The 21,288-nt window shown below is 64.4% G+C and carries 24 protein-coding genes; 15 read left to right on the forward strand and 9 right to left on the reverse strand.

The genetic code is table 11. From position 1 onward, the window contains the following. Positions 1-49 precede the first annotated feature (49 nt). From ABID26_RS35210 to ABID26_RS35220, 3 genes are read left to right on the forward strand one after another with little or no spacing between them, the layout of a single operon-like run. Positions 50-1,156, forward strand: a complete 1,107-nt coding sequence (locus ABID26_RS35210) for a fatty acid desaturase family protein (protein ID WP_126096882.1) — start codon at positions 50-52, stop codon at positions 1,154-1,156. A 44-nt stretch (positions 1,157-1,200) separates the two neighbouring features. Further along, a complete protein-coding gene (locus tag ABID26_RS35215) occupies positions 1,201-1,515 on the forward strand; it encodes a MocE family 2Fe-2S type ferredoxin (RefSeq protein ID WP_071100904.1) in 315 nt (104 codons plus the stop codon). Between the two features lie 5 nt (positions 1,516-1,520). Then, positions 1,521-2,750: an NAD(P)/FAD-dependent oxidoreductase gene (locus tag ABID26_RS35220; protein WP_354418089.1), complete on the forward strand. Its 1,230-nt coding sequence runs from the start codon at positions 1,521-1,523 to the stop codon at positions 2,748-2,750. 251 nt (positions 2,751-3,001) lie between these two features. Here the strand turns inward: ABID26_RS35220 and ABID26_RS35225 are convergent, their stop codons facing one another. From ABID26_RS35225 to hslV, 5 genes are all read right to left on the reverse strand, one after another. Next, complete coding sequence (locus tag ABID26_RS35225; RefSeq protein WP_126096880.1) at positions 3,002-3,964, reverse strand: DUF1402 family protein; 963 nt, start codon at positions 3,962-3,964, stop codon at positions 3,002-3,004. A 253-nt stretch (positions 3,965-4,217) separates the two neighbouring features. Beyond that, positions 4,218-5,531, reverse strand: coding sequence for an ATP-dependent protease ATPase subunit HslU (gene hslU / locus ABID26_RS35230; RefSeq protein ID WP_126096879.1), 1,314 nt, complete (start codon positions 5,529-5,531; stop codon positions 4,218-4,220). A 2-nt stretch (positions 5,532-5,533) separates the two neighbouring features. Continuing rightward, positions 5,534-6,133, reverse strand: coding sequence for a DUF2585 domain-containing protein (locus ABID26_RS35235; protein WP_126096878.1), 600 nt, complete (start codon positions 6,131-6,133; stop codon positions 5,534-5,536). 5 nt (positions 6,134-6,138) lie between these two features. Continuing rightward, on the reverse strand, positions 6,139-6,663 hold the full coding sequence (locus ABID26_RS35240; RefSeq protein WP_189521411.1) for a GNAT family N-acetyltransferase: 525 nt from the start codon (positions 6,661-6,663) through the stop codon (positions 6,139-6,141). A 50-nt stretch (positions 6,664-6,713) separates the two neighbouring features. After that, positions 6,714-7,265: an ATP-dependent protease subunit HslV gene (gene hslV, locus ABID26_RS35245; RefSeq protein ID WP_126096877.1), complete on the reverse strand. Its 552-nt coding sequence runs from the start codon at positions 7,263-7,265 to the stop codon at positions 6,714-6,716. Between the two features lie 209 nt (positions 7,266-7,474). On the opposite strand from hslV, the gene hisB reads away from it, so the two are divergent. From hisB to coaA, 9 genes are all read left to right on the forward strand, one after another. Further along, positions 7,475-8,074 carry an imidazoleglycerol-phosphate dehydratase HisB gene (hisB, locus tag ABID26_RS35250; RefSeq protein ID WP_126096876.1) on the forward strand — a complete coding sequence of 200 codons (600 nt, stop codon included), beginning with the start codon at positions 7,475-7,477 and terminating at the stop codon, positions 8,072-8,074. Positions 8,075-8,078: 4 nt separating this feature from the next. Continuing rightward, positions 8,079-8,555, forward strand: a complete 477-nt coding sequence (locus ABID26_RS35255; RefSeq protein WP_126096875.1) for a DUF2628 domain-containing protein — start codon at positions 8,079-8,081, stop codon at positions 8,553-8,555. A 2-nt stretch (positions 8,556-8,557) separates the two neighbouring features. Further along, the gene (gene hisH / locus ABID26_RS35260) at positions 8,558-9,208 is read left to right on the forward strand and encodes an imidazole glycerol phosphate synthase subunit HisH (RefSeq protein WP_126096874.1); all 651 of its coding nucleotides are present in this window, start codon (positions 8,558-8,560) and stop codon (positions 9,206-9,208) included. Between the two features lies 1 nt (position 9,209). Next, positions 9,210-9,500 carry a DUF1330 domain-containing protein gene (locus ABID26_RS35265; protein WP_126096873.1) on the forward strand — a complete coding sequence of 97 codons (291 nt, stop codon included), beginning with the start codon at positions 9,210-9,212 and terminating at the stop codon, positions 9,498-9,500. A gap of 2 nt (positions 9,501-9,502) precedes the next feature. Next, a complete protein-coding gene (hisA, locus tag ABID26_RS35270) occupies positions 9,503-10,249 on the forward strand; it encodes a 1-(5-phosphoribosyl)-5-[(5-phosphoribosylamino)methylideneamino]imidazole-4-carboxamide isomerase (RefSeq protein WP_292299928.1) in 747 nt (248 codons plus the stop codon). Then, positions 10,246-11,085 (forward strand): arginase family protein, encoded by an 840-nt coding sequence (locus tag ABID26_RS35275; RefSeq protein ID WP_126096871.1) that lies wholly within the window; start codon positions 10,246-10,248, stop codon positions 11,083-11,085. The genes hisA and ABID26_RS35275 overlap by 4 nt, the downstream gene beginning before the upstream one ends. Then, complete coding sequence (hisF, locus tag ABID26_RS35280; protein ID WP_189521525.1) at positions 11,082-11,876, forward strand: imidazole glycerol phosphate synthase subunit HisF; 795 nt, start codon at positions 11,082-11,084, stop codon at positions 11,874-11,876. The genes ABID26_RS35275 and hisF overlap by 4 nt, the downstream gene beginning before the upstream one ends. Before the next feature lie 71 nt (positions 11,877-11,947). Further along, positions 11,948-12,271 carry a phosphoribosyl-ATP diphosphatase gene (locus ABID26_RS35285; RefSeq protein WP_126096869.1) on the forward strand — a complete coding sequence of 108 codons (324 nt, stop codon included), beginning with the start codon at positions 11,948-11,950 and terminating at the stop codon, positions 12,269-12,271. 23 nt (positions 12,272-12,294) lie between these two features. Then, positions 12,295-13,254 carry a type I pantothenate kinase gene (gene coaA / locus ABID26_RS35290; RefSeq protein ID WP_292299930.1) on the forward strand — a complete coding sequence of 320 codons (960 nt, stop codon included), beginning with the start codon at positions 12,295-12,297 and terminating at the stop codon, positions 13,252-13,254. A gap of 61 nt (positions 13,255-13,315) precedes the next feature. Here the strand turns inward: coaA and ABID26_RS35295 are convergent, their stop codons facing one another. The 4 genes from ABID26_RS35295 to ABID26_RS35310 form a co-directional block, all read right to left on the reverse strand. Further along, positions 13,316-14,464 (reverse strand): phosphatase PAP2 family protein, encoded by a 1,149-nt coding sequence (locus tag ABID26_RS35295; protein ID WP_126096867.1) that lies wholly within the window; start codon positions 14,462-14,464, stop codon positions 13,316-13,318. Positions 14,465-14,756: 292 nt separating this feature from the next. Next, the gene (locus ABID26_RS35300) at positions 14,757-15,374 is read right to left on the reverse strand and encodes an alpha-ketoglutarate-dependent dioxygenase AlkB family protein (protein ID WP_354418093.1); all 618 of its coding nucleotides are present in this window, start codon (positions 15,372-15,374) and stop codon (positions 14,757-14,759) included. A gap of 91 nt (positions 15,375-15,465) precedes the next feature. Next, the gene (gene arfB, locus ABID26_RS35305) at positions 15,466-15,903 is read right to left on the reverse strand and encodes an alternative ribosome rescue aminoacyl-tRNA hydrolase ArfB (protein ID WP_126096865.1); all 438 of its coding nucleotides are present in this window, start codon (positions 15,901-15,903) and stop codon (positions 15,466-15,468) included. A gap of 188 nt (positions 15,904-16,091) precedes the next feature. Continuing rightward, positions 16,092-17,702 carry a phosphoenolpyruvate carboxykinase gene (locus ABID26_RS35310; RefSeq protein ID WP_354418095.1) on the reverse strand — a complete coding sequence of 537 codons (1,611 nt, stop codon included), beginning with the start codon at positions 17,700-17,702 and terminating at the stop codon, positions 16,092-16,094. 341 nt (positions 17,703-18,043) lie between these two features. On the opposite strand from ABID26_RS35310, the gene ABID26_RS35315 reads away from it, so the two are divergent. The 3 genes from ABID26_RS35315 (at position 18,044) to ABID26_RS35325 (ending at position 21,160) form a co-directional block, all read left to right on the forward strand. Then, a complete protein-coding gene (locus tag ABID26_RS35315; protein WP_006201274.1) occupies positions 18,044-18,745 on the forward strand; it encodes a response regulator transcription factor in 702 nt (233 codons plus the stop codon). A 121-nt stretch (positions 18,746-18,866) separates the two neighbouring features. Continuing rightward, positions 18,867-20,651 (forward strand): sensor histidine kinase, encoded by a 1,785-nt coding sequence (locus ABID26_RS35320; protein WP_292299935.1) that lies wholly within the window; start codon positions 18,867-18,869, stop codon positions 20,649-20,651. Positions 20,652-20,698: 47 nt separating this feature from the next. After that, positions 20,699-21,160, forward strand: a complete 462-nt coding sequence (locus tag ABID26_RS35325) for an HPr kinase/phosphorylase (protein ID WP_126096862.1) — start codon at positions 20,699-20,701, stop codon at positions 21,158-21,160. Positions 21,161-21,288 lie beyond the last annotated feature (128 nt).

Genomic DNA, 21,288 nt, shown 5'->3' on the forward strand with positions numbered 1-21,288 from the left:
CCGGGCACCGCATAGGGCCATTCGCCAAGTGCTGATGGAGGAACTCGAAATGACGGCAATCACGCCTTCGGCGCCGTCCGGACGCGACTACAGCCTGACCGGCCGCGACGCCAGGCGCGCGGTCGAGAACGGGCTTTCGGCGGCCGAGTGGTACCATACCGAGATCCTGCGCAAGCAGATGAAGGAGCTGATGCAGCGCTCCGATCAGCCGGCGATCCGCGACACCATCGTCTGGCTCGGCGCGCTGATCCTCAGCGGCGCGGGCGGCGCCTGGTTCTGGGGCAGCTGGTGGTGCGTGCCGTTCTTCTTCGTCTATGGCACGCTCTACGGCTCCTCGACCGATTCCCGCTGGCACGAATGCGGCCACGGCACCGCCTTCCGCACCCAGTGGATGAACGATGCCGTCTACCAGCTTGCCTGCTTCATGATCATGCGCAATCCGGTGACCTGGCGCTGGAGCCACACGCGCCACCACACCGACACCATCATCGTCGGCCGCGATCCCGAGATCGCCGTCATGCGGCCGCCGGACCTTCTGCGCCTTGTCCTGAACTTCTTCGGCATTCTCGACGCCTGGCACGCGATGACCGACATGGTGCGCAATGCCGCCGGCGTCATCAGCGCCGCGGAAAAGACCTTCATTCCGGAGCAGGAGCAGCCGAAGGCTATCCGCGCCGCCCGCATCTGGCTCGCCATCTACATCGCGACCGTCGCGCTGGCGCTTTATCTGCATTCATGGCTGCCGCTGATGCTCGTCGGCCTGCCCCGCCTCTATGGCGCCTGGCATCACGTCATGACAGGACTGCTGCAGCATGGCGGCCTCGCCGACAACGTCATCGACCACCGCCTGAACAGCCGCACCGTCTACATGAACCCGGTCAGCCGGTTCATCTACTGGAACATGAACTACCATGTGGAGCACCACATGTTCCCGATGGTGCCCTATCACGCGCTGCCGAAGCTGCACGCGCTGATCAAGCACGATCTGCCGGCGCCGACGCCGTCGATCCTGGCCGGCTACCGCGAGATGGTTCCCGCCTTCCTGCGCCAGCTGCGCAACGAGGATTATTTCCTGAAGCGCGAGCTGCCGCCGACGGCGAAACCCTATCGGGAAGAGCTGCACAGCGACAACCCGGCGGCGGCCGCCGCCGAGTGACCGGTTTCGACACAACCGACCATCTATTTTCGCTGGAGGACGACATGAGCGACTGGGTCGAGGCCTGCGCGGCCGGAGACATCGACGAGGAGGACGTGATGCGGTTCGACCATGCCGGCCGCACCTACGCCATCTATCGCAGCCCGGAGGACGAATATTTCGCGACCGACGGCCTGTGCTCGCATGAGAAGGTGCATCTGGCCGACGGGCTGGTGATGGACGACATCATCGAATGCCCGAAGCACAATGGCCGCTTCAACTACAAGACCGGCGACGCGCGCGGCGCGCCGGTCTGCGTCAACCTCAAGACCTATCCGGTCAAGGTCGACGCCGGAAAAGTCCTCATTCAGGTCGGGTGAGCGCCATGCAGGCGGGGATGGTCATCATCGGCGCCGGCGAATGCGGCGGTCGCGCGGCGCTTACGCTGCGCGATCTCGGCTATGAAGGGCCGGTGACGCTGGTCGGCGACGAGCCGCATCTGCCATACGAGCGGCCGCCGCTGTCGAAAGAGGCGATGACCAGCGAGGTGCCGCTGATCAAGGCGATCGCCAGCGACGAACTATTGGCCGAGCGCTCGATCCGCCATATCCATTCCGCCCGCGCCGTCGCGATCGATCGCGCCGCGCATGTCGTGCGCCTGTCCGACGGCTCCTCCCTTGCCTATGACAAGCTGCTGCTTGCGACCGGCTCCGCGCCGCGCAAGCTGCCGATGCCGGGCCTGGGCGGCCGCTGCGTTTATCTCAGAACCTTCAACGACGCGCTCGCCATCCGTGCCCATCTCAGCGCCGGCAACCGTGTCGCCATCATCGGCGGCGGCTTCATCGGCCTCGAGCTCGCCGCCTCGGCGCGCAAGCTCGGCGCCACGGTCACGGTGCTGGAGGCGCAGCCGCGCATCCTGATGCGCGGCGTGCCGGCCGAGATCGCCGAGATCATCCACAAGGCACATGAGACCGAAGGCGTGAAAGTGCTTACCGGCCAGGGTATCGCGGCCATTGCCGACAATGGTGTGGAGGTCCTCGTCACGCTTGCCGACGGCAACGAGGTCGTCGCCGATCTCGCGGTGATCGGCATCGGCGCCGTGCCAGTGACGGCGCTCGCCGCCGAAGCGGGACTGGCGATCGACAACGGCATCGCCGTCGACGGGACGCTGCGCACCGACGATCCGGATATCTTCGCCGCCGGTGACTGCTGCTCGTTTCCGCTTGGCGTTTATGGCGGCCGGCGCGTGCGGCTGGAAGCCTGGCGCAACGCGCAGGAGCAGGGCGCGCTCGCCGCGAAGAACATGCTGGGCGCCAACGAGGCGCACGCCGCCGTGCCGTGGTTCTGGTCGGATCAGTACGGGCTGACCCTCCAGATCGCCGGGCTTTCGGACGAAGGCCGCTCGACGGTGCGGCGCGACCTCGACGACGGCGCCTTCATCCTGTTCCATTTGGCCGACGACGGGCGGCTGGTCGCCGCCAGCGGCATCGGCCCCGGCAATGCGGTGGCGCGCGACATCCGGCTGGCGGAAATGCTGATCGCCAAGCGAGCGAGCCCGGCACCGGAGGCGCTCGGCTCGCAAGCGGTCAAGCTGAAGTCGCTGCTGGCGGCATAGGGAGCGCCCCACGACAGCGCAGTCCGCCAATTGTCGACGTTGGCGCCGCCCCTCATTGCCCTGCCGGGCATTTCTCCCCGTATAGTGACGGGGAGAAAGACGCGGTCATCAACGCTTTCGCCGGTCGCCAACGCTGCAGAAGGAGCCTCGGCGCTGCGGCTAACTCCCTTCTCCCCGTCACTATACGGGGAGAAGGTGCCGGCAGGCGGATGAGGGGCAGCGCCGACGTCCAAAGAAGAGTTGACTCGCCGCTAAAACAGCGCCTTCAGCTCGTCCAGCTTGTCGTTGACCAGCCAGCCGTAATAATTCTCCTCGGGCAGCTTCTCCGGTTCCCCTGCGGCGCGGCGTTTCTCGTTCTCTTCCTTCAGCGCATAGGCGCGCTGCTCGGGATTGCCGACATTGTAGAGCGTGGCGGTCAGGCCCGGATTGTGCGAGATGTCGAAGCCGGCGATGCTGCGGTAGGCGTCGATCGACTTCCTGATGGTCGCGGCGACGTAGGGCAGCGTCAGGTCCGGATCCATGATGGTCTTGTAGACCGAGTTGGGATCTCCGACGTCGAGCTCCGGCAGGCCGGAGACCTTGTGCACGATGTCGCTCATCTGGAGCGCGGTCAGCGGGTTGAGCTGGCCGAGGCCGAAGGTCTGGCCGGCGTAGTAGGGCTGGAAGAAAGTGGCGCCGAAGCGGTCATTGGGAAAGCTCGTCCCGCCGACGGTTTTGCCGCGGAAGGAATGGTTCCACACCTGCTCGCGGCACTCCCAGAGGTCGTAGCTGTCGTCCATGCCGGCGCATTTCTTGAATTCCGGCCGCTGAACGAAATCGCTGACGTCCTCGCCGTCATAGGCAAAGGTGAGCTTGCTGGACAGATACGACATCGCCTTGACGTAATAGGTCTGCAGCCGGTCGTAGGCGTCGACATTGTAGGTGTGCTCGCCGACGATGGCGCCGACGATATGCATCGGATCGATGCCGTAGGCCGCCGCCGTCTTCCTGATCTTGGCGCGCAGCTCGGCATCGTTCTGCAGCAGCGCGTAGACCTTGCGGTACTTGGCCTGGAAGGTGGTGTTGGTGGCCTGGGTGCGCCGGCTGGAGGCGCCGGGAATGTCGGGCTGCACGCCGTTGCGGTTGCCCGGCGGCACCAGCGTCGCCGCGTCGGCTATCGATATTATGGTCAACGCCAAAGCCAGGCCGAGAAAGAGGAGTATAAGCTTCTTCATGCGCCGCCGCCCTGGACCGGCTCAGCTATCGCCGATCCGTTCCAACCACTTATTTTTACACAATTTCGGACGGAAAACCGCTGCACACTTTTCCTGAAATTGCTTGCGAAATCGGCGGCAACCTAGGTAAAGGCGGCAGGAGAGTCGAGAGAAGGCTTTGGCCCGCCATCAAGAATGGTGGCCAGTTGCTTCCATTTGGCCACAGTTTGGATTTCGGGCCGACCTATATGCCGGCCCGAAATGAACTCGCCTGTCAGAGGATGAACCGCGACAGGTCGGTGTTCCGCGACAGGTCGCCGACATGCTTCTCGACATAGGCGGCATCGATGGTGACCGCCGTGCCGTGGCGGTCCGGCGCGTCGTAGGAAATCTCGTCCAGCACCCGCTCCATCACCGTCTGCAGGCGTCTGGCGCCGATGTTCTCGACATTGGCGTTGAGCTCGACGGCGATGCCGGCAAGCGAATCGATGGCGTCGTCGGTGAAGACGAGATCGACGCCTTCGGTCTTCATCAGCGCGATGTACTGCTTGATGAGGCTGGCCTCGGTCTCGGTCAGGATGCGGACGAAATCCTCCTTCTCCAGCGCCCGCAATTCGACGCGGATCGGCAGGCGGCCCTGCAGCTCCGGCAGCAGATCCGACGGCTTGGAGACGTGGAAGGCGCCCGAGGCGATGAACAGGATGTGGTCCGTCTTGATCGGCCCGTATTTGGTCGCGACCGTCGTGCCCTCGACCAGCGGCAGCAGGTCGCGCTGCACGCCTTCACGGGAAACGCCGGCGCCGATGCCGCCTTCGCGCGAGGCGATCTTGTCGATCTCGTCGATGAAGACGATGCCGTCATTCTCGGCCGATTCCAGCGCCCGGCGCACCACCTCGTCCTGGTCGAGCAGCTTGTCGGACTCGTCATTGACCAACAGCGAATAGGAATCGCGCACCGTGGTCTTGCGGGTCTTGGTCTTGCGGCCCCCCATCGCCTTCGAAAGCATGTCGTTGATGTTGAGCACGCCGATATTGGCGCCGGGCATGCCTGGGATCTCGAAGCCTGGCATGCCGCCGGTGCCGGTGTCGGCCACCTCGATCTCGATCTCCTTGTCGTCGAGCTCGCCGTCGCGCAGCCGCTTGCGGAAAGAGTCGCGGGTCGCAGGGCTTGCCGTCTTGCCGACGAGGGCTTCCAGAACGCGCTCCTCGGCGTTGACCTGGGCGCGCGCCTTGACGTCCTCGCGCATCTTCTCGCGCGCCAGGCCGATGGCGACCTCGACCAGATCGCGCACGATCTGCTCGACGTCGCGGCCGACATAGCCGACCTCGGTGAACTTGGTCGCCTCGACCTTGACGAAGGGCGCGCCGGCAAGCCGTGCCAGGCGGCGCGAGATCTCGGTCTTGCCGACGCCGGTCGGGCCGATCATCAGGATGTTCTTCGGCATCACCTCTTCGCGCATCTGGCCTTCCAGCTGCTGGCGGCGCCAGCGGTTGCGCAAGGCGATCGCCACGGCGCGCTTGGCGTCCTTCTGGCCGATGATGAAGCGGTCGAGTTCCGAAACGATTTCGCGGGGGGAGAAGGTGCTCATACTCAAATTCCACTTTGCCACTGTTTGATGGACTCGAACGGATGCAGCAGCATGATCACGTTGAGCGTCAGATTGTCCCGGATGATGTAGCCCGTGCCGAACTCGAAGATGAGGGCCAGGGCAACGATCACCGATATAGGAAGCTTTCGCGCCATCACAAATCCCAGCACCATGAACAACGTGTCGGACACCGAGTTGATGACGCTGTCGCCGTAGTAATTGAGCGAGATGGTGCCGGCGCGGTAGCGGTCAATGATGAAGGGGCTGTTTTCCAGCAACTCCCAGCCGCCTTCGATGAGGACGGCGAAGGCGAGCCTCAGCCCGACCGGCGAGCGCGGAAACAGGAATGTGGCCAGCGCATAGAACAGGAAGCCGTGGATGATGTGCGAGAAGGTGTACCAGTCGGCGATGTGCTGGGAGTTCTCCGAGCTGTTCACCACGCCGTGCCAGAGCTTGACGTAGCCGCAGGTGCAGATCGGCGGATGGCCCATGCCGTAGAGAGCGCCGGCCTGGAAAATGACCAGCGCGAGCACCAGCAGCAGCCCCATCCGCCAGCTGTCTTCATAGGCGGAAAGCGTCTTGTCTTCCCCGGATGCGGTCATTGTCGTCAGTCCCCCTCTTCTGTGTCGGCTTCGGCCGCATCGACGGCCATCAGCACGACGTCCCCATATTCCGATCGCCTGCGCCCGATCGGCCTGAAGCCGGCCTTCTCATAGGCGCGGATGGCGCGGCCATTGTCCGGATGCGGATCGATGATAACGCGCGGCGCGCCTTCTTCGAACAGTTCCTCGACGAACTGGCGGACAATCGCCGAGCCGTGGCCGATGCCGAGCAGTTCCGCCGGGCCGATCGACAGATCGATGCCCAGTGTGCCGAATGGCTGGTCGGCGTAAGGATGGTCGTCCTCGAGATGCGGATCGTAGCTCTGGAGGTAGGCGATCGGCCTGCCGTCGAGTTCGACGATCAGCGGCTCCACCGAAACCGAAGAGATATGCGCGCGGATTTCGGCGAGTTCCTTCCGCGGATCGTCCCACCATTCGGCGACATGCGGCTCGGCCAGCCAGCCGGCGATCGTCGGCAAGTCCTTCTCGGTGACCGGCCGAAAATCGTAGCTATGGTCTTGTTTGACCATGATCTTTTCCAAAAACCGGTTCCCACTTTTTGGGATCATGGTCGGCCGCCTCAGGCGGCATCGAGCGTTTCGACGACGAAGCTGCTGTTGGTGTAGACGCAGATGTCGGCCGCGATCTGCATCGCCTTGCGGGCGATCTCCTCGGCGTCCTTGTCGGTGTCCATCAGCGCGCGGGCCGCGGCCAGCGCGTAATTGCCGCCGGAGCCGATGGCCATGACGCCATGTTCGGGCTCGAGCACGTCGCCGGTGCCGGTCAGCGCCAGCGAGACCGACTTGTCGGCAACCAGCATCATCGCTTCCAGCCGGCGCAGATAGCGGTCGGTGCGCCAGTCCTTGGCGAGCTCGACGCAGGCGCGCGTCAGCTGGTCGGGATATTGTTCGAGCTTGCCTTCGAGCCGCTCCAGCAGGGTGAAGGCGTCGGCGGTGGCGCCGGCGAAACCGGCAATGACGCTGCCGCCCTTGCCGATGCGGCGCACCTTGCGGGCGTTGCCCTTCATGATGGTCTGGCCAAGGCTGACCTGGCCGTCGCCGGCGATCACGACCTTGTTGCCCTTGCGCACGCTGATGATGGTCGTGGCGTGCATGGTCAGTTCATTCGACATTCCCAGCTCCGATTCGCGCCATCCCTTCTCAAAGGCGATTGGCGCGGTACGAGTGACGTTTGATTGCCATATGTATGCATGGGGCGAGTGATTGCAAACCGCCCTTCGGCAAGGCCGATACCGTCCGGAATGGCAACTGGCAATCGCCGGATCATGCTGATAGAAGGCTCTCGTTTTCAAGCCCATGACCTCTGGATAAGGACAGAGCGATGCCGTCGCGTTCCGCCGAAGTGAGCCGCAAGACTAGGGAAACCGAGATTTCCGTTTCGGTCCATGTCGACGGCAAGGGCAAATCCGACATCACGACAGGCGTCGGCTTCTTCGACCATATGCTCGACCAGCTGTCGCGCCATTCGCTGATCGACATGACGGTCAAGGCCAAGGGCGATCTGCACATCGACGACCACCACACGGTCGAGGACACCGGCATCGCGATCGGCCAGGCGCTGAGCAAGGCTTTGGGCGAGCGGCGCGGCATCATGCGCTACGCCTCGATCGACCTTGCCATGGACGAGACGCTGACCCGAGCGGCGATCGACGTTTCCGGCCGGCCGTTCCTGGTCTGGAACGTCGCCTTCTCGTCGCCCAAGATCGGCACCTTCGACACCGAGCTGGTGCGAGAGTTCTTCCAGGCGCTGGCGCAGAATGCCGGCATCACGCTGCATGTGACCAACCATTACGGCGCCAACAACCACCATATCGCCGAAACCTGCTTCAAGGCGGTGGCGAGGGCGCTGCGCGCCGCGCTGGAGCCCGACCCGCGCCAGCCCGATGCGGTGCCGTCCACCAAGGGATCCCTGAAAGGATAGCCCTATGGCCATCTATGTCGTGATGGAGCCGCCGGCGGGCAGCAACAAGGCCGAGGAAGCGGCCCTGGTCCGCGACGGCTTCACCTGGCTCGGTTTCCTGTTCTCGCCGATCTGGCTCGCCTGGCACAGGTTGTGGATCGAGGCCTTGCTTACCTTCGCCGTCATGGCGATCCTGTCGGTGCTCGGCGAAAAGCTCGGCCTTGAATGGGCCGGATCGGCCCTGTCGCTGCTGGTGTCGCTCTATGTCGGGCTCGAGGGGCAGGGCCTGCGGATATCGGCGCTGCGCCGCCGCGGCTGGCGTGAATGGGGCGTGGTCGAGGCCGGCAATCTTGGCGGCGCCGAGGCGCGCTACGTGCTGGAAGTCGGTGAACAGGAGGAAGAGCCGACATCGATGCCGCGCATCGTTCCCGATACGAGCCTGGCGCGCCCCGCCCAGACGGGCATGGCGCTTGGGCTGACCCATACGCCGGGAAGGCCCTGAATATGCGGGTAGCAATCATCGACTACGGCTCGGGCAATCTGCGCTCGGCCACCAAGGCTTTCGAGCGCGCCGCGCATGAGGCCGGGATTGCCGCGACCATCGACCTGACGGCCGACGCCGAACGGGTTCGCAGCGCCGACCGCATCGTCTTGCCGGGCGTCGGCGCCTATGCCGACTGCGCCGCCGGCCTGCATGCCGTTGCCGGCATGTGGGAAGCGGTGGACGAGGTGGCTCTTCGCAAAGGACGGCCCTTCCTCGGCATCTGCGTCGGCATGCAGCTGATGTCGGAACGCGGCCTCGAGAAGACGATCACCAAGGGCTTCGGCTGGATTTCCGGCGACGTCAAGGAAATCACACCGACGGATCCGGCGCTGAAGATCCCGCAGATCGGCTGGAACACGATCGAGCTTCAACGCAAGCATCCGCTGTTTTCGGGCATCGAGACCGGTCCAAAGGGCCTGCACGCCTATTTCGTCCATTCCTATCATCTGGAGGCGAGGAATCCTGGCGAGGTGCTGGCGACTGCCGACTATGGCGGCTCGGTGACGGCGGCCGTGGCCCGCGACAACCTCGCCGGCACGCAGTTCCATCCCGAAAAGAGCCAGGCGCTCGGCCTGGCGCTGATCGCCAATTTCCTGAGATGGAGGCCGTAGCATGAGCAAGAAGGGCTATTGGATCGCCATGATCGATGTCCGCGACCCGGGGGCCTACAAGAACTACATCGAGGCCAACGCAAAAGCCTTCACCAAATATGGCGCCAAGTTCCCGGTCCGGGCCGGACGCTATACCAGTCCGGAAGGGCCGACGGGGAACCGCCATGTGGTGGTGGAGTTTTCATCCTACGAAACGGCGCTCGCCTGCTATGAGTCGCCGGAATATCAGGAAGCCTTGAAATTCCGGCTGGCGGCGTCGACCGGCCATTTCGTGATCGTCGAGGGCGCCTGACCGTGATTCTCTTTCCCGCCATCGACCTCAAGGACGGCAAATGCGTGCGCCTGAAGCATGGCGACATGGCCACTGCCACCGTCTACAACGATGACCCGGCAGCCCAGGCGAGAGCCTTCGAGGAGCAGGGCTTCGAATGGCTGCACGTCGTCGACCTCAACGGCGCCTTCAAGGGCCAGAGCGTCAATTCCGCGGCGGTCGGCGCCATCCTCAAGGCGACGAAGAACCCGGTGCAGCTCGGCGGCGGCATCCGCACGTTGGCGCAGATCGAGGACTGGCTGAACCGCGGCCTGGCGCGCGTCATCCTGGGCACCGTGGCGGTGCGCGAGCCCGAGCTGGTGAAGGAAGCCTGCAGGGCCTTCCCGGGCAAGATCGCGGTCGGCATCGACGCCAAGGGCGGCAAGGTCGCCGTCGAAGGCTGGGCGGAAGCCTCGGAACTCGGCGTCATCGAGCTGGCGAAGAAGTTCGAGGGCGCAGGCGTCGCCGCCGTCATCTACACCGATATCGACCGCGACGGCGTGCTCTCCGGCATCAACTGGGACGCCACCATCGACCTCGCCGAGGCGGTGTCGATCCCGGTGATCGCCTCCGGCGGACTCGCCTCGATCGCCGACATCGTGCGCATGACCATGCCCGATGCCAGGAGGCTCGAAGGCGCGATCTCCGGCCGCGCGCTCTATGACGGGCGCATCGACCCGGCGGAAGCACTGGCGATCCTGCGCGGCGAAGGGGCGGAGGCAAGAACGTGAACATTTCGATCATCCTGGCGTCCTATGACAGCGGCCACTATCACGGCGGCTGCGGCCAGGGCCCCGACGCGCTCATCGCCGGCGGGCTGGCCGAGGCGTTGAAGCTTGCCGGCCACGACGTCGCCGTGCATGACATCGGCAAGGTGAGCGAGGACGAGCAGGAACGTGAGATCGCAACCGGATTTGCCGTCTGCAACGCCGTTTCGGGCGAGGTTCGCATCGCGCTGGACAATGGGCGCTTCCCCATCGTTCTGGCCGGCAACTGCCTGACCAGCGCGGGCGCGGTGGCCGGCGAAGGCGCGGACGCCATTATTTGGGCCGACCAGCACGGCGACCTCAACACACCCGATACTTCCACCTCCGGCTTTCTCGACGGCATGGCGCTGGCGACGGTGCTCGGCCTGTGCTGGCGGCGGATGGCGGCACAGATTCCGGGGTTCAAGCCGATCGATCCGACCCGTTGCGTGCTGGTCAACGCGCGCGACCTCGACCCGGCAGAGCAGGAATTGCTGGAGACGCTGCCGATCATCCGCACCGAGTGCCCGGACTGGGCAGGCGCCGCGGAGAAGCTGAAAGCCGCCGGCGCCGAACGGGTCCACATGCATATCGACCTCGACATCCATGATCCCGAGGAGCTGCAGGCCAATCGCTACACCACTCCCGGCGGTCCGGCGCCCGACGAGGTGCGGACGGCAATGTGCGGCCTTGCCGGGCCGCTGACCATCGCCGGGCTCACCATTTCCGCCTACGATCCGGCCTTCGACCCGAAAGGCGACGTGCCGCCGCTGGTCGGCGAGCTGGTGGTCGACCTGCTGTCGACCATGGAGGGGCGCTGATGCTGAAGGCCCGCGTCATTCCCTGCCTCGACGTCAAGAACGGCCGTGTCGTCAAGGGCGTCAATTTCGTCGACCTGGTCGATGCCGGCGATCCGGTCGAGGCCGCCAAGGCCTATGACGCGGCGGGCGCCGACGAGCTCTGTTTCCTCGACATCACCGCCTCGTCCGACAACCGCGAGACGATCTTCGACGTCGTCGCCCGCACCGCCGAACAATGCTTCATGCCGCTCACCGTCGGCGGCGGTGTGCGCCAGGTGGCCGACATCCGCAAGCTGCTTCTGGCCGGCGCCGACAAGGTGTCGATCAACACGGCGGCGGTGAAGAACCCGGATTTCGTCACTGAGGCCGCCGACAAATTCGGCAACCAGTGCATTGTCGTCGCCATCGACGCCAAGAAGGTGTCGGCCGCCGGCGAGGCCGACCGCTGGGAGATCTTCACCCATGGCGGGCGCGAGAAGACCGGCATCGACGCGGTCGAATTCGCCAGGCGGATGGTCGATCGCGGCGCCGGCGAGATCCTGCTGACCTCGATGGACCGCGACGGCACCAAGGCCGGCTACGACATCGCGCTGACCCGCGCCGTCGCCGACGCCGTGCGCGTGCCGGTGATAGCTTCCGGCGGCGTCGGCACGCTCGATCACATGGTCGAGGGCATTCGCGACGGCCATGCCGGTGCGGTGCTTGCCGCCTCGATCTTCCATTTCGGCACCTACTCCATCGCCGAGGCCAAGGCGCATATGGCCAGAGCCGGCCTGCCGATGCGGCTGGACTCGGCCGTCCATCGGGCTTAAAGCATGATCCCGCAAAGTGGGAACCGGTTTTCGGAAAAGATCATGCTTAAACAAGCAGATAGATGACTGCTATGGCTCAATTTTCGCTCGCCGAGCTGGAAACGATCATCCATCAGCGCGCCCATTCCGGCGACCCTGAGTCGTGGACGGCGAAGCTGTTCGCCAAGGGCATGGACAAGGCTGCGCAGAAGCTCGGCGAGGAAGCGGTCGAGACCGTGATCGCCGCCATTCGCGGCGATCGGCAGGCCCTCGTTTCGGAAAGCGCCGATCTTCTATATCATTGGCTGGTCGTCCTCGGCATCGCCGGCATTCCTGTGGACGACGTGCTGAAGGAGCTCGAGGGCCGCACCGGCCGCTCGGGCATCGCCGAAAAGGCGTCCCGGTCCCGGGACTGACGGCGAGGAGGGCAGGAGACTCGATGGACCAGCTTGCTCCGACCGAGAAATACTCCCCCTTTCGTTTCTTCTCCGCCGAGCAATGGTCGCAATTCCGCGCCGACACGCCGCTCACGCTGACCGAAGACGAGATCGACCGGCTGCGCTCGCTCAACGACCCGGTCGACCTCGAAGAGGTCAAGCGCATCTACCTGTCGCTTTCCCGGCTGCTCTCCGCCCATGTCGAGGCAAGCCAGCTCCTGTTCCGGCAGCGCCAGGCCTTCTTCAACGCGCAGGACGTGGTCAAGACGCCCTTCATAATCGGCATCGCCGGCTCGGTCGCGGTCGGCAAATCGACCACGGCCCGCGTGCTCAAGGAATTGCTGGCGCGCTGGCCGTCGAGCCCCAAGGTCGATCTCATCACCACGGACGGCTTCCTGCTGCCCAACGAGATCCTGCGCCGCAACAATCTGATGGAGCGCAAGGGCTTTCCCGAAAGCTACGACGTCGGCGCGCTTCTCCGCTTCCTGTCCGGCATCAAGTCGGCCCAACGTGACGTGCGGGCACCGGTCTACTCGCACCTGACCTACGACGTCATTCCCGGCGAGTTCCAGACCATCGACAGGCCGGACATACTGATCTTCGAAGGCATCAACGTTTTGCAGCCGGGCAAATTGCCGAAGGACGGCAAGATCGTGCCGTTCCTGTCGGACTTCTTCGATTTCGCCATCTATATCGATGCCGACGAGAAGCTGATCCACCAGTGGTATATCCAGCGCTTCATGCGCCTGCGCGAGACCGCCTTCCGCAATCCGGACTCCTTCTTCCACCGCTATTCGCAGCTTTCGGAGGACGCCGCGCGCGCCATCGCCGAGGGCCTGTGGAGCAACATCAACCTGAAGAACCTGCGCGAGAATATCCTGCCGACCAGGGCGCGCGCCGACCTTATCCTGCGCAAGGGCGCCAATCACCTGGTCGAGGAAGTGGCGCTGCGGAAGCTTTGACCATCCCGCCGTCGGTCGACCGAGGCAATTCCGGAAAATTGCGTGGCTCCCGTCCCGAGGTTCACGAGATCGCGAGGGCCGCCTCGGGGCGAACAGCGGGTTGCGTGCGCGGCGCCGGCAACCGGCGATCCGCCGGGACCAGCTTGCGAGCCACGACATAGATCAGCAGCGTCACGGAAGCGGCAACATAGCCGTCGATCGCATAGTGCCAGGCCAGATAGACCGAACTGGCCGCGACAAAGGCCGCATAGAGGAACGCCAGCGCGCCGAGATAGCGGTTGTACTCGCGCAGGAACAGCGCATTAAGCGTCACCAAAGCGACATGGACGCTGGGAAATGCCGAAATGCCCGAAGCAAAACCCGTCCGCCCGGCTTCGTTCAGCGACCACAGATAGTTCTGATTGGAAACAGCGGAGTTGGGCGCTCCAAGCCCTTTGGCCAGGAAGGCCAGCTGTTCGCCAAACCGCGCGGTGTCTTCCGTCACGAGGCCGTAAAATGCCGGGCCAGCCGACAGGAACAGTGCGGCCAGCACGTTTCCGACAACAATCCAGACCGCCATGAAGCAGGCCAGATAGCGCGTCCGAATTGATGCCGCCTTGGGCGATGTCGCGACAAAGAACAGGATGGTGAAATTGAGCAGGAACCACAAGGCGTTGTAGTTCCACTCTACCAGGACGCGCACCGAGTCATTTTTGGCCACCGCGTAGAGCCAGCGCCACGGATCAACTCCAAAATGCAGGAAGTTATCGATGTCGGCCTGCACGACATCGAACCGAAAACCGCCCTGCCAGACAGGCATGGCGTTTTTTACCGACGTGAACGTGCCCTGGAAGATCATCAGCGCCACGAGAAGGCATAGTCCGGACAGGAAATATGCCAACCGGCTGTTGGAAAACGTGGCTTTCACGACGAGAGGGCGCCGGGAGTCGAAACGGTACAAGATGAGGATCGCGTCAAAAATGACGACGAATATGGGGAACACCAGACAGTTCAGCTTTATCCAGTCCGCAAAATATATCGAGTACGCGCTGCGGTCATCCGCGCCGACGGCATGAAGAAAAACCAGCCCGGCCAAGGTGTAGGCGGCAATTGTGAGGTAAAGGCCCGAATCCCTGCGGACAAGCTGCGCCGCTGCGCCGACGATCGCCCCGGCGCGATTGAAAACTGATCGCGTTATAACCATTGCCCAAGCCCTGATACCGGAGTGCATCAAGCGATTTCGCTCTGGCTGGAATCGCTTTTTCGGCCCCGAGTCCTTGCTTTCCCTGCGGTTGCAGGCGAGCCGCCGCCGCGCGGTTCCCCCGACATTGCTCTGGTCTATGGGAGAAATCTGTAGATTCGGTTAGCTGCGGCGAAGCCGGCGCGGTCGGATCGATTTAATGCATATCGCCCAGAAGTGTGCAGCGGTTCTGGGACAACGACATGCATCAAAACAAAGGCTTGAAGCGCGTCGCCTGAATCCGTTTCAGCGCGACGCGCTTTTAACGCTCCGGCCATTGCCGTCAGCCGGGCACCGTCACCCGCCGCAGAGTCAGATTGATACGGCCGCCATTTTTCAACAGCGCCGATGTCGCGGGGTAGATGCGGTCGACGCCGTGGAATGAGAGGCGCCCCTCGCCGCCGAGCACGACGACATCGCCGCTCCTCAGCCTGAACGACTTCGTGCCGCCTTCGCGCGTGGTCTGGCTGACCCGGAACAGGCAGTCGTCGCCCAGCGACACCGAGACGACGGGCGCGGCGAAATCCTGCTCGTCGCGGTCCTGGTGCAAGCCCATCTTGGCGTCCGCCGAATAGAAATTGACGAGGCAGGCCTCAGGCGGATGCGCATAGGCCGAGACCTCGCGCCACACTTTTAGCGAGGCTTCGGGGATCGGCGGCCACGGCTGCCCCGTCACCGGGTGCGTTGGCTGGTAGCGATAGCCGCGCTCGCGGTCCGTCACCCAGCCGAGCGCGCCGCAATTGGTCATGCGCACGCTCATCTCCTTGCCGGTGCGCGGCATGGCCGGCACATAGAGCGGCGCCGCCTGCACGACGCGCCGGATCTCCTCGACTAGCGCTTCCTGCGCCGGGCGCGGCAGATAGCCCGGCATATGGCGAACGCCCTTGGGCAGAACCAGCATGGGTACCGATCCGATCAATGGGCCCGAGCATGCCACCGATGGGACTGCTCCGCGACCCGAAAGCGACCGCTCGTGTTCCGAGATGCTGTTCTCAGTCGCTATCGACCCGGCCGCGCAGCTTCTTCACCGTCGAGCGCCCGGCCTTGGTCTTGAGGCGCCGCTCGACGGCGCCCTTCGAAGGCCTCGTCTTCTTGCGCGGCGGCGGCGGTGGCTCGGCCGCCTTGGCGACCAGCGCCGTCAGCCGCGCCCGCGCGTCGGCGCGGTTCTGCTCCTGGGTGCGGAAGCGCCCGGCTTCGATGACGATGACGCCGTCCTTGGTGGCACGCTGGCCGGCAAGCCTGATGGCGCGCTCGCGCACGCGGTCGGACAATCCGGAAGCATTCGCCGCGTCGAAGCGCAGCTGCACGGCCGTCGCCACCTTGTTGACGTTCTGGCCGCCGGGACCCGAGGAGCGGATGAAATCCTCATGCAGGTCACCCGGATGGATGACCGCGTCATTGGCGATGATGATCCTGTCGTCGGCGCTCATGCGCGCAGTCATGACGCGGCGGCGGCAAAAAGAAAAGGCCCGGCGCAAGCCGGGCCCCGGAGGAGCGATGCTTGAGACGGCGACTAACAGCCGTCGCGACGAAAATGGATTCGGGCGCCGCGCTTAAAGTCTTTGTCTCGATGCATGTCGTTCGCCCAAAACCGCTGCTCACCTTTGGGCGACATACACTATTCGGCCGCCTCCTGCAGATGCGGCGCAGCGCCCAAGATGGCTGCGTCGACATGCTTTTCGAATTTCTCGAAATTAACCGCGAACATGCCAACCAGCTTCGCAGCCTGCCGGTCATAGGCGGCCTTATCGGCCCAGGTCGAGCGCGGATCGAGGATGGCGCCGTCGACGCCCGGAACCGCCACCGGCACCTCGAAGCCGAAATTGGCGTCGGTGCGGAATTCGGCGGCATTGAGCGAGCCGTCCAGCGCGGCGCCCAGCAGGGCGCGCGTCACCTTGATCGGCATGCGGCGGCCGGTGCCGTAGGCGCCGCCGGTCCAGCCGGTATTGACCAGCCAGCAATCGACGCCGTGGCCGGAGATCAGCTCGCGCAGCAGCTTGCCGTATTCGGATGGATGCCGCGGCATGAAGGGCGCGCCGAAGCAGGTCGAGAACGTCGCCTCGGGCTCGGTGACGCCCTTCTCCGTCCCGGCGACTTTGGCGGTATAGCCGGAGAGGAAATGATACATCGCCTGCGCCGGCGTCAGCCTGGCGATCGGCGGCATGACGCCGAAGGCGTCAGCGGTCAGCATGATGATGTTCTTGGGATGGCCGGCGCGGCCGGTCCGCGAGGCATTGGGGATGTAATCCAGCGGATAGGCGCAGCGCGTGTTTTCGGTGAGGCTGCCGTCGTCGAAATCCGGCACGCGGCCGGCGTTGAGCACGACATTCTCCAGCACCGTGCCGAAGCGCTGCGTGGTGGCGAAGATCTCCGGCTCCGCCTCGGCCGAGAGCCTGATGGTCTTGGCGTAGCAGCCGCCTTCGAAGTTGAAGACGCCTTGCGGACCCCAGCCGTGCTCGTCGTCGCCGATCAGCGTGCGCGATGGGTCGGCGGAAAGCGTCGTCTTGCCGGTGCCGGACAGGCCGAAGAAGACGGCCGCGTCGCCGGCGGGCCCTTCATTGGCCGAGCAATGCATCGGCATCACGCCCTTTTCCGGTAACAGGTAGTTCAGCATGGTGAACACCGACTTCTTCATCTCGCCGGCATAGGACGTGCCGCCGATCAGCACGATCTTGCGGGTGAGGTCGACCGCGATCACCGTTTCGGTGCGGGTGCCGTGGCGGGCCGGGTCGGCGCGGAAGGACGGCAGATCGATGATCGTCATCTCCGGCACGAAGCGCTCGAGCTCGGCCGCCTGCGGACGGATCAGGAGATTGCGGATGAACAGCGAATGCCAGGCGAATTCGGTGACGACCCGAACCGGCAACCGGAGCTCGGCATCGGCGCCGCCGACGAGGTCCTGCACATAGAGGTCCCTGGCCGTCGCATGGGCGCGGAAATCGGCATAGAGCGCCTCGAACTCGGCCGGCGAGATCGCCTTGTTGTTGTCCCACCAGACATGCGGGCCGGTGTTGTCGTCGCGCACGATGAACTTGTCCCTCGGCGAGCGGCCGGTGTGCTGGCCGGTCTCGGCAACCAGCGCGCCCTGCGCCGTCAATTTCGCCTCGCCGCGGCGGATCGCGTCCTCATAGAGTTCGGCGGCGCCGAAATTGTAACGCACCGCGCCCGTGGTCTTCAGACCGATGGCGTCAATGGCGCAGTCCGGGTTGCGTTTGCCGGCTTCCGACATCAAATTTCCTCTCTGGATTTGGCCGCATTCGACCGGTGGGTTCCGGAGCCCGCAATCGGGCTGGTACGGTTCAGAACCAGAAAAGCCAAATGATATCAAATCATTAATCGATTTAAAAAATTTGAAAGTTGTTTAAATCGTTTATATGTGCAAAAAGTCACAGAGGTTGCCCAAAGGATTGGCAGGCTTCGTTCGTCCAATCCCGTAACGGGTGCGATCGTGTGTAGCGGCAGGCCCCCCGTGACTTCGGACTGGGCCCGTGCCACATTTTGTACCCAATTTGTCCTGCAAAAGCCCCTTCTCGACGACAGAAGGGACCGCTCATGAGGGAGCCGCTTGAAATGGCAACAATCGCGCTTGTCGATGACGACCGCAACATCCTGACTTCGGTGTCGATCGCGCTCGAATCCGAAGGCTACCGCGTCGAAACCTACACGGATGGTGCGTCGGCGCTGGAAGGTTTGGCGGCGCGTCCGCCGAACCTCGCCATCCTCGACATCAAGATGCCGCGCATGGACGGCATGGAGCTCCTGCGCCGGATGCGGCAGAAGTCCGACCTGCCGGTGATCTTCCTGACCTCAAAGGACGACGAGATCGACGAATTGTTCGGCCTCAAGATGGGCGCCGACGACTTCATCCGCAAGCCGTTCTCGCAGCGCCTGCTGGTCGAGCGGGTACGCGCGGTGCTGCGCCGCACCAGCGCCCGCGAGGCGGCCGCCAAGGCGCCTAGCCAGCAGGCGCGCTCGCTCGAACGCGGCCAACTGGTGATGGACCAGGAGCGGCACACCTGCACCTGGAAGGGCGAGCCGGTGACGCTGACGGTGACCGAGTTCCTGATCCTGCATTCGCTGGCGCAGCGCCCCGGCGTGGTAAAAAGCCGTGATGCGCTGATGGATTCGGCCTATGATGAGCAGGTCTATGTCGACGACCGCACCATCGACAGCCACATCAAGCGGCTGCGCAAGAAGTTCAAGGCTGTCGATGACGACTTCGAGATGATCGAAACCCTGTACGGAGTCGGATACCGGTTCCGCGAGGCGTGAATAGGCAGTAGGGAGTAGTCGGTAGTCGGTTTTGAATGGTGCATGGCCGCGGTCAGCCAACCATTTCTCCATTCCCTACTGCCTACTCACTACTCACTAACTAAGCAGGGCCTGCTATTCGATGGCAGTTGAGATAGAGCGAGGCAGGCGGGCGGGCGCGACAAGGCGCCCGCCGCGGATCGTGCCCGCATTCGTGTCGAGGATCACCGTGCCGATGCGCCGGTTTCTCGGCCACCACATCTTCTCCAGCCTGACGCGGCGCATCCTGTTCCTCAACCTGGCCGGCCTCGCCGTGCTGGTCACCGGCATCCTTTACCTCAACACCTTCCGCGACGGGCTGATCGACGCCCGCGTCGAAAGCCTGATGACGCAAGGCGAGATCATCGCCGGCGCCATCGCGGCCTCGGCGACGGTCGAAACCGACTCGATCAGCATCGATCCGGAAAAGCTGCTCGAGCTGCAGGCCGGCGAAAGCCTGGGGCCGGGTTCCGACCAGCTCGACAATCTCGACTTCCCGATCAATCCCGAGCGCGTGGCGCCGGTGCTGAGACGGCTGATCTCGCCGACCCGCACGCGCGCCCGCATCTATGATCGCGACGCCAACCTTCTGCTCGACTCGCGCCATCTCTATTCGCGTGGCCAGATCCTGCGCTACGACCTGCCGCCGGTCGATGACGAGCAGCCGGACCTCTTGGAGCGCGTCGAGAAATTCGTCTTCGACTTCTTCCGCAACAAGGACCTGCCCGTCTATCACGAGCAGCCGGGCGGCAACGGCGCGGCCTTCCCCGAGGTGGTCAAGGCGCTGACCGGCGGCCCCTCGACCATCGTGCGGGTGAGCGAGCAGGGCGAGCAGATCGTCTCGGTCGCGGTGCCGATCCAGCGCTTCCGCGCCGTGCTCGGCGTGCTGATGCTGTCCACCGAGGGCGGCGACATCGACAAGATCGTCGCGGCCGAACGCAAGGCGATCCTGCGCGTGTTCGGCATCGCGGCGCTCGTCACCGCCATCCTCTCGCTGCTTTTGGCCTCCACCATCGCCAATCCGTTGCGGCGACTTTCCGCGGCCGCGGTGCGGGTGCGGCGCGGCGTCAAGAGTCGCGAGGAGATCCCGGACTTTTCCGATCGGCAGGACGAGATCGGCAACCTGTCGATCGCCGTGCGCGACATGACCAATGCGCTCTACGCGCGCATCGAGGCCATCGAAAGCTTCGCCGCCGACGTGTCGCATGAGCTCAAGAACCCGCTGACCTCGCTGCGCAGCGCGGTCGAAACGCTGCCGCTGGCCAAGAACGACACCTCCCGCGCCCGGCTTATGGAGATCATCCAGCACGATGTGAGGCGGCTCGACCGGCTGATCACCGACATTTCCGATGCATCCAGGCTCGATGCCGAGCTCGCGCGGGAAGACGCGGGAACCGTCGATCTGAAGAAATTCGTCACCGACCTCATCGCGGTCTCGCGCGAGACGACGCGCAACAAGAAGGCGGTCGAGATCGAGCTCAAGGTCGCCAAGCTGCCGCAGGGCGTCAAAGGCTATGTCGTCGTCGGCCATGATCTGAGGATCGGCCAGGTCATCACCAATTTGATCGAGAACGCCCGCTCCTTCGTGCCCGACGAACACGGCCACATCACGATCTCGCTGGCGCGCGCCGGCAAGTTCAACATCGTCACCGTCGACGACAACGGTCCGGGCATCAGGGCCGAAAAGATCGACCGCATCTTCGAGCGCTTCTATACCGACCGGCCGGCCGGCGAGGCTTTTGGCCAGAACTCCGGCCTAGGTCTGTCGATCAGCCGCCAGATCGTCGAAGCGCATGGCGGTACGCTGACGGCGGAAAACATCCCCGGCACCAAGCCCGGCGAGATCAAGGGCGCGCGCTTCGTGGTGACGCTGCCGGCCGAAGGCTGATCTCCGGTCCCGGACACGATACCGAGTCACGATACCGAGACACAATCATGCCCGACCCTGCCGTGAAGCCTGAAAATATCCATGGAACCGCGGTCCTCATCGGCGAGCGCGGCGTCCTCATCACCGGGCCGTCCGGCGCCGGCAAGACGACGCTGGCGCTGACGCTCATCGACCATTGCCGGGTCCGCGGGCTGTTTTCGCGGCTGATCAGCGACGACAGACTGCTTGCCGCCGCGCATGGCGGGCGGCTGGTCTGCCGGGCGCCGGCCGCCATCGCCGGCCTTGCCGAAGTGCCGGGCTTCATGCCGTGCCGGCTGCCTTTCGAGCCGGGCGGCGTGATCGACCTCCATATCCGGTTGGTGCCGAAGGAAGAAATGGCTCGTTTCCAGGAAGAGATCAGCGAGCCGGTCGCGGGCTGCGCGGTGCCGCGCATCGACCTTGCCGAGCGCAACGCCGCCACGGCGTTGCCGGCCGTGATGGCGCGGCTGTCGATGCCGCCTTTTTCATGATCCGGTCCGGGTTTTTTGCTGCAATGCGTCAAAATGGCCCGGGCCGTCGCAATTTTGGGCTTGTCAACCGGCCGTGCGTCGACAAGATAGCGCTCCCGCCGCCTGGAATGGTTGGCGAACATAAGATA

It is taken from the genome of Mesorhizobium shonense (genome assembly GCF_040545255.1).
GTDB classification, from domain to species: Bacteria; Pseudomonadota; Alphaproteobacteria; order Rhizobiales; family Rhizobiaceae; genus Mesorhizobium; species Mesorhizobium shonense.

Coding starts and splice junctions, on each gene's coding strand:
- ABID26_RS35295 (WP_126096867.1), bottom strand. CDS start 14,464: ATGCACTCCGGTATCAGGGCTTGGGCAATGGTTATAACGCGATCAGTT.
- ABID26_RS35225 (WP_126096880.1), bottom strand. CDS start 3,964: ATGAAGAAGCTTATACTCCTCTTTCTCGGCCTGGCTTTGGCGTTGACC.
- hslU (WP_126096879.1), bottom strand. CDS start 5,531: ATGAGCACCTTCTCCCCCCGCGAAATCGTTTCGGAACTCGACCGCTTC.
- ABID26_RS35235 (WP_126096878.1), bottom strand. CDS start 6,133: ATGACCGCATCCGGGGAAGACAAGACGCTTTCCGCCTATGAAGACAGC.
- hisH (WP_126096874.1), top strand. CDS start 8,558: ATGCGGGTAGCAATCATCGACTACGGCTCGGGCAATCTGCGCTCGGCC.
- ABID26_RS35310 (WP_354418095.1), bottom strand. CDS start 17,702: ATGTCGGAAGCCGGCAAACGCAACCCGGACTGCGCCATTGACGCCATC.
- ABID26_RS35265 (WP_126096873.1), top strand. CDS start 9,210: ATGAGCAAGAAGGGCTATTGGATCGCCATGATCGATGTCCGCGACCCG.
- coaA (WP_292299930.1), top strand. CDS start 12,295: ATGGACCAGCTTGCTCCGACCGAGAAATACTCCCCCTTTCGTTTCTTC.
- arfB (WP_126096865.1), bottom strand. CDS start 15,903: ATGAGCGCCGACGACAGGATCATCATCGCCAATGACGCGGTCATCCAT.
- ABID26_RS35220 (WP_354418089.1), top strand. CDS start 1,521: ATGCAGGCGGGGATGGTCATCATCGGCGCCGGCGAATGCGGCGGTCGC.
- ABID26_RS35255 (WP_126096875.1), top strand. CDS start 8,079: ATGGCCATCTATGTCGTGATGGAGCCGCCGGCGGGCAGCAACAAGGCC.
- ABID26_RS35210 (WP_126096882.1), top strand. CDS start 50: ATGACGGCAATCACGCCTTCGGCGCCGTCCGGACGCGACTACAGCCTG.
- ABID26_RS35285 (WP_126096869.1), top strand. CDS start 11,948: ATGGCTCAATTTTCGCTCGCCGAGCTGGAAACGATCATCCATCAGCGC.
- ABID26_RS35300 (WP_354418093.1), bottom strand. CDS start 15,374: ATGCTGGTTCTGCCCAAGGGCGTTCGCCATATGCCGGGCTATCTGCCG.
- hisB (WP_126096876.1), top strand. CDS start 7,475: ATGCCGTCGCGTTCCGCCGAAGTGAGCCGCAAGACTAGGGAAACCGAG.
- ABID26_RS35315 (WP_006201274.1), top strand. CDS start 18,044: ATGGCAACAATCGCGCTTGTCGATGACGACCGCAACATCCTGACTTCG.
- ABID26_RS35215 (WP_071100904.1), top strand. CDS start 1,201: ATGAGCGACTGGGTCGAGGCCTGCGCGGCCGGAGACATCGACGAGGAG.
- ABID26_RS35240 (WP_189521411.1), bottom strand. CDS start 6,663: ATGGTCAAACAAGACCATAGCTACGATTTTCGGCCGGTCACCGAGAAG.
- hslV (WP_126096877.1), bottom strand. CDS start 7,265: ATGTCGAATGAACTGACCATGCACGCCACGACCATCATCAGCGTGCGC.
- ABID26_RS35325 (WP_126096862.1), top strand. CDS start 20,699: ATGCCCGACCCTGCCGTGAAGCCTGAAAATATCCATGGAACCGCGGTC.
- ABID26_RS35320 (WP_292299935.1), top strand. CDS start 18,867: ATGGCAGTTGAGATAGAGCGAGGCAGGCGGGCGGGCGCGACAAGGCGC.